Raw genomic sequence first — 5,808 nt, forward strand, 5'->3', positions numbered from 1 at the left:
AGTACGGCCGTATTAGCAATAGGGGGGATGACAGCAGCGGCAATGAACCCGCCCACGAATAGCTGAAATATTGTCGCTATTCGCTCACCCGGCGTCGGATATTTCATTGTCATCAACTCGGCTATTGCCCCAACTGCCACGAAAATAAGGAATAAATTCCAGTTCATTTTGTCTGTTTGTATCCGATGTAAGCAAAGACCAGAAAAACGACCAACGCTATGGCTATTGCCTCTGGTGCATTAAAGTGCATTCGATACTTCCTGTTACACTAGATTTGTCATGTTCTAGGTTTCGGGCTGGTCGCCCTGGCCAGCCCGGAGCCGCCCATCAAAACCGCTGTCAATACCTAATCGTCATTTGTTGTCGTGACAACATTCACTTGTTGCCACGGCCGTTTTATGTACACTGGCTATCCTCTCTTTGGGCACTCCATAAAAGGAATAGCAGTGTGTTCAAGCTCTTTCGCCCTCGTATGACTGTCAAGCTCTCTCAAATGCCGCTCTTTTGCCTCACCATCCCCGGCACTGACAAGCTCAGTGTCAAACCCACCACAGTACAGAAATATCAGGATGTCGCCAGCCGCATGATGGAATATTTCGGCAAAGACCGCTATGTAGAATCCATTACCCGTCGGGAGTATGCCGCCTGGCACGACTGGCTTGCTACCCGTGGTACTCGTAATGTCACCGTAAATAGTTACCGCCGCCGCGCCCGTGCTGCCTGGCATCGTATGTCCGAGATGGGGTTACCGGTTTGTGACATTGAAGGGATTACGTGTGATGAACCGGAGGAGAGGAGGGGGAAGGCCATCACCGATGACCAGATAAACCGCCTGCTGCAAGTGGCGTCAATTCGGGACGCCGCGATCATCCTATACACCCTAAGCGCCGGATTCCGTGCCCAGTCAATTGTGCGTATCAAAATGAGAGACACGCATATATGGCAATCAGACGGAGGCGAGTGGCGGATAGCGTCAAGGATTCCAACAGAGAAGACCAGCCCGCCGCGCATCGTGATTGGTGATGAGGCCGCCGCCCTGGCCTGTCAGACGTGGCTTAAAACTCGCCAGTATGACAGCCCCTACCTGTTCAGTAGCTACGAGTCAGAAGACCCGATAACCTTGCACACCTGGAAGAGCCTCATGCAAAACATTCGCAAGCGGGCCAACATTCCGTCATACGTCAACTGCTCAACTCACGGCCTGCGGCATCGTTTTGCTCAGGACAAGCTAGGCGAACACGATGAAAAAATCGTAGCGCAATGGATGGGCATTAGCGTTGAGACGATGCTTACCGTTTACGCCCATCGGGACGACCACAGGTTGTTGTCAGAGCGATTTGGTGACAATGACTTCCCCCAGGATTTGTTGCTTTAATCAGGCTGGACTATCTAGCCTCTAATACAGTCTTCCCAAGGGTGAAGCATGGTACATTATGGACTATTGTGGACTCTACAATATTTGATTGATAAGGTTCAGGTTATGCGGGTGTAGCATAAAAGTGATGTGCCACTTTCCCAAAGTGGAAAAGCCGGAGCGTTACCGGTCGCCCGCTCTAGATTAAAAACTGAACACGGCGGGGCAGGCGCTACTCTGGCTCGTGATTCTGGCTGGTAATCCATCTTTCCCAGTTGGCCCACAGGACAAGGGATGGCTTTCGGCCTCGCCCGCGTGTCCGCTTTCCACGCCGCCGCCGTGTTCAGGTTTCAATCTATTCAGGTGTTAAAAATGCCGGGGCGTAGCATGGAGCCCGCCCCGGCCACCAAAAAGGAGGAAAATGTCAGCGCTTGTCTCGCTGGTACATTTCAAAAAAGCGGGCGGCGGAATAGTTTCGTTTCACTTGTACCGGTTATTAAATTGTTACCACCGCCCGGCAAAACGGCCGTTCCGTGTTTGGTTCCGTGCGGCCGTAGATGCTTAATTTGTTTGCACAGGAGGGACACTATATGAGGAAGATGATAATCATACTTACGCTGCTGGTAACGGCCGTATCGTGCGCCGCTCCAACGTGTGAGGAGTCTACTGTTGACTATCGCGCCGCCGTTGATTCGATAAATGAAGAATGGGATGACGCGATAGCGATTGCCAACAGCACCGCACGAATGAGCCTGGCCGGGCCGTTGGGCGAGTTGCAATCAATTGCCCGCGAGGCCCGCCAGATAGAACCGCCAGAGTGCGCCCAAGATGCTCATGTTGCTTGGGTATCGTATCAGGAGTTCACCATTGGCGCATTCCTTGCCTTTATGGGGCAGGAAGATGACGCCGTGGTATCTGCTGCGTTTGCTGACGCCGAGGAGCAACAAGAGAAATGGGTCAGTGAGTACCTCATAATAAATGGGGTACAGATTCCAGAAGAATAGTTTACCCCTCTGTGCTTTCGTCTATTGATGATGATAAGGTACTGATTCACCCCTGCCCCGCCGTCCCTGGTAAGATTACGGGGCTAAGGGGATGTTAAAAGGCTTGCTGCCCTGCGTGGTGGTAAGTCTTTTTTTATTCCGACTTCCTACGCAGGGACAGCTTGAAATCCCAAGCGGTCAAGCTTTTGTATCAGCTTGGCCGCTTCTTCTTTCCTGGCTGTCTCAACATCAGAAGCGGGAATGAGTACCATGTCGCCGTCACCTACCGTAATATGATTGGGGAATCTTCCAGCACGCAGCCAATTGTAAGCAGTCTGCCGGGAGATGTCCAACATCTCGGAGATTTCGGGCACGGTGTGAAGCTTGTCGCTCATTCGGGCCTCCATCTTTTTACGAATAACATTAAATCCTTGATTCATACCCCCTAGTATAAAGCCAATTTATCGCAAGTCAAGAAGTGGTACAATTCTTTAAGGTTAGATTCTGAGTCTAACGCTTGACAATACGCAACAAATCCTTATAATAGATAGCATCTGAGACGGAAAAATTTTCACAGGAGATAAAAATGTACAGCCAACACCAAATCAAACACCACACCAACGAAGTAGAAAAAGTTTTCGAAGATGGTTGGGCCTGGGTTCCTGACAGCAGCCACCCGCACAATCAGGAAATCGGCTTCTACAACTCTCACCTGAGCGACGGGGCATACGGCTGGTACACCAAAGAAAACCATCCGGTAAAGTGTCGCCCCGAAGGTGACAGCCGCCCCCGGTGGCAAGCCGCTCAGACAGTTTTATCGGTATGGAATTAACAGCAACAAGCCCCGCCCTCACCGGCGGGGCAGCACGGAACCGGCAAGGCTAAAGGACAGGACAATGAGATACAAAATAACTTTTCAATACGACGCAGGTGTACGGAGTGGAATCCACTGTGTTTGTGGCAGATGTATCCGGTACGTTACTGATGTGAAACTGGATGACGGAGAAAGAGAGAGCAAAAAAACTGCTCACGTTGGCAGCGAGTGCATCCTATCTCTGCATACCCCACGCGTAAAAAATCTACTTGAGAAGTTTTTTGGGGAACGCCCCGAAATGGTAGAAAAAAAATGGGATGTAGAAATCCCTTTCTAGCAATCCCCCGCACGGGGCACCACAGCACGGAACCGGCAAGGTCAAAGGATAGGATGAGATGAACATTCGCAATCAAGTAAAAGAAATCGAAGCCCACGTAAAATCATTGGCCAGCGCAAAGAATGAGCAAATCGCAATCATCACCAAGGCTCAGGAAATGCTCAATCCAGAATGTGAGAAGTTCGCAGTTCTGACCCTGGCCAAACGGCGCATTATCAACAGCTAACTAACAGCACGGAACCTGAACAGCCGCAAGGCGAAGGATAGAGACATGACACCAAGACAAAGACTTGTCAAACGAGCAGTAGAAGTAATAAACGAATACAACAAACAGGCGGCAATTGGCGACGGGATTTATGAGGCAAAGCGCATCGGTGCCAGGATCGCGGATGCCGCTCACTGGCTAGATCAGCACAATGGAGATCGTGCACCGTTAACGTGGTGGGAAATGCGAACAAAAACGCAATACAACAAGATTGTGCGAGATGTAGCGACGGGCATTGTGGAAACCGCCCGGGCGCACAGAAAACACAACAAAAACTAACAGCACGGAACCGGCACCGCCCGCCCTCGCAAGGGGGCGGGCACAACAAAGGAACATGACAATGACAACAGGATTTCACGCAGGACCCATTTACGACACAGAAACGCAGCAGCAGCTTGACCGGCTGTTTGAATCGTATCTCTCCCTCGACCAGGCGGCGGCTCAGTCAGGTTATGAGAACGCAGCAGCCAACAAACGCGCTGAGGACAAACACGCCGAATACGCCCTGGCAAAAGAAATTGCGGATCGCATCTACGCCAGCGATGAGGCCGACAAGCTGGAGCCGGTAATCCGTCAAGGTTTGCGGGCGCAGTTCGGCCAGCGTGAGGCGGTGCAATAATGACACGAGTCCTAGCCATCGGTAAGATTCGCTATTGCGGCAAGTGCAAGCGTAGCAAGATTTTCTACAAGGAACGCACGGGGCATTACCATTGCGAGACGTGCGGCGAGTATTTGGTAGAGCGGGCAAAGGTGCAATCATGACAGTGAAAGAAGCAGCAGACGCCGCGTACCGGGAATATGAGCGCCATGTACCAAAGGGCGAAGGCTGCACACCGGAGGCAGCAGCCAAGGCGCTGCCGATTCTCAAGACGCTGTTGGCCCAGGTAGAACGCGAGCCGGACCCCGCCGATTTTGATGACAACGAACAGGCCATGTTTCTCTATGGAACTGGGAGATTTTAATGGACTACCTATGGCCCCTATTCGTATTCACATTTGCCATCGCCGCCATGCTGCGGTGGCACAAGGATGAGCAGCGATGAGACACGACGAACACGTCAGGCCGTGCGAGAGCTGCAACTTCCCAATCTCAGAGTTTTGCAAGTGGGAAGATCGGTATCTTTGCCGCAAGTGCTCCGAGGTTTGGGAGCCAGATTTATCAGATTTATTTTTACCAGTGGAGGAAAAACAACATGACACTATTCAAACCAGCAGTAAAGCATGAATCAAAATTGCGCCTGGCCATTGCCGGACCATCGGGCAGCGGCAAAACCTACAGCGCGTTAGCCATTGGCACGGCGTTGGGGAAAACGGCCGTTGTGGACACGGAACACGGGTCGGCTGCGAAGTATGCCGACCGCTTCCCCTTTGATGTCCTGGAAATGGAAGCCCCGTTTCACCCAGATCGTTTCGTTGAGGCTATCGCAGCCGCCGCCAATGCCGGGTACGAGGTATTGATTATCGACAGCCTAAGCCACGCCTGGAACGGGGCAGGGGGTTTACTGGAAATCGTAGACCAGATAGCCAAGCGGATGAAAACGGCAAACTCATTTGCCGCCTGGAAGGACGCCACGCCGATCCAAAACGCTTTAATCGAGGCCATTGTAGGCGCACGTATTCACATCATTGCCACCATGCGGAGTAAGCAGGAATATGTTTTGGAGCAGGTAGAGCGGAACGGCCGTACCATCAACCAGCCCAAAAAGGTGGGCATGGCACCGGTGCAACGTGACAGCATGGAATACGAGTTCGATGTCTACCTGGATATGACCATCGAAAACGATGCGATTGTGCAGAAAACGCGCTGCCCGGCCCTGAGTGGGCAGGTAATCAACAAGCCAGGCACGCAGCTGGCTACAATCCTGCGGGAGTGGCTGAGCGGCGCACCAGCGCCCACTCGTGATGATACTCTGGTGGATTTAACCAATGCTAAAACGCTGAACGCCTGGGCGGCATCCGCCTACAAATTGCCAGAGGTACGCAACGCCTTTGAGAGCGCCCAGCGCGTGGCTGATTGGTACGGCTTCGCTGTGGGTGATTTTGATGCCAGCCACAA

At 52.2% G+C, this 5,808-nt stretch carries 9 protein-coding genes; 8 read left to right on the top strand and 1 reads right to left on the bottom strand.

Annotation, left to right across the window (positions count from 1 at the left end; translation table 11 throughout):
• Positions 1 to 472 precede the first annotated feature (472 nt).
• A complete protein-coding gene (locus IPM52_14515; GenBank protein ID MBK9292818.1) occupies positions 473 to 1,375 on the top strand; it encodes a site-specific integrase in 903 nt (300 codons plus the stop codon).
• 578 nt (positions 1,376 to 1,953) lie between these two features.
• Positions 1,954 to 2,358 carry a hypothetical protein gene (locus IPM52_14520; GenBank protein ID MBK9292819.1) on the top strand — a complete coding sequence of 135 codons (405 nt, stop codon included), beginning with the start codon at positions 1,954 to 1,956 and terminating at the stop codon, positions 2,356 to 2,358.
• A 146-nt stretch (positions 2,359 to 2,504) separates the two neighbouring features.
• Here the strand turns inward: IPM52_14520 and IPM52_14525 are convergent, their stop codons facing one another.
• Positions 2,505 to 2,777: a helix-turn-helix domain-containing protein gene (locus IPM52_14525; protein MBK9292820.1), complete on the bottom strand. Its 273-nt coding sequence runs from the start codon at positions 2,775 to 2,777 to the stop codon at positions 2,505 to 2,507.
• Positions 2,778 to 2,923: 146 nt separating this feature from the next.
• Between IPM52_14525 and IPM52_14530 the strand changes: the two genes are divergently transcribed.
• The 6 genes from IPM52_14530 to IPM52_14555 form a co-directional block, all read left to right on the top strand.
• Positions 2,924 to 3,169, top strand: coding sequence for a hypothetical protein (locus IPM52_14530; GenBank protein MBK9292821.1), 246 nt, complete (start codon positions 2,924 to 2,926; stop codon positions 3,167 to 3,169).
• 377 nt (positions 3,170 to 3,546) lie between these two features.
• Positions 3,547 to 3,714, top strand: a complete 168-nt coding sequence (locus tag IPM52_14535; protein ID MBK9292822.1) for a hypothetical protein — start codon at positions 3,547 to 3,549, stop codon at positions 3,712 to 3,714.
• A gap of 45 nt (positions 3,715 to 3,759) precedes the next feature.
• Positions 3,760 to 4,032, top strand: coding sequence for a hypothetical protein (locus IPM52_14540; GenBank protein MBK9292823.1), 273 nt, complete (start codon positions 3,760 to 3,762; stop codon positions 4,030 to 4,032).
• A 61-nt stretch (positions 4,033 to 4,093) separates the two neighbouring features.
• Positions 4,094 to 4,372, top strand: a complete 279-nt coding sequence (locus tag IPM52_14545; GenBank protein MBK9292824.1) for a hypothetical protein — start codon at positions 4,094 to 4,096, stop codon at positions 4,370 to 4,372.
• A 139-nt stretch (positions 4,373 to 4,511) separates the two neighbouring features.
• Positions 4,512 to 4,715: a hypothetical protein gene (locus IPM52_14550; GenBank protein ID MBK9292825.1), complete on the top strand. Its 204-nt coding sequence runs from the start codon at positions 4,512 to 4,514 to the stop codon at positions 4,713 to 4,715.
• Between the two features lie 230 nt (positions 4,716 to 4,945).
• Positions 4,946 to 5,808: ATP-binding protein (locus IPM52_14555; protein MBK9292826.1), on the top strand; the 863-nt coding region annotated here is incomplete at its 3' end.

It is taken from the genome of Bacteroidota bacterium, assembly GCA_016715945.1.
Lineage (GTDB): Bacteria > Bacteroidota > Bacteroidia > Bacteroidales > F082 > JALNZU01.

Excerpts from the sequence above, each read along its gene's own strand:
- IPM52_14525 (MBK9292820.1), bottom strand. The coding sequence starts at position 2,777 with ATGAATCAAGGATTTAATGTTATTCGTAAAAAGATGGAGGCCCGAATG.
- IPM52_14515 (MBK9292818.1), top strand. The coding sequence starts at position 473 with ATGACTGTCAAGCTCTCTCAAATGCCGCTCTTTTGCCTCACCATCCCC.
- IPM52_14520 (MBK9292819.1), top strand. The coding sequence starts at position 1,954 with ATGATAATCATACTTACGCTGCTGGTAACGGCCGTATCGTGCGCCGCT.
- IPM52_14545 (MBK9292824.1), top strand. The coding sequence starts at position 4,094 with ATGACAACAGGATTTCACGCAGGACCCATTTACGACACAGAAACGCAG.
- IPM52_14530 (MBK9292821.1), top strand. The coding sequence starts at position 2,924 with ATGTACAGCCAACACCAAATCAAACACCACACCAACGAAGTAGAAAAA.
- IPM52_14540 (MBK9292823.1), top strand. The coding sequence starts at position 3,760 with ATGACACCAAGACAAAGACTTGTCAAACGAGCAGTAGAAGTAATAAAC.
- IPM52_14535 (MBK9292822.1), top strand. The coding sequence starts at position 3,547 with ATGAACATTCGCAATCAAGTAAAAGAAATCGAAGCCCACGTAAAATCA.
- IPM52_14550 (MBK9292825.1), top strand. The coding sequence starts at position 4,512 with ATGACAGTGAAAGAAGCAGCAGACGCCGCGTACCGGGAATATGAGCGC.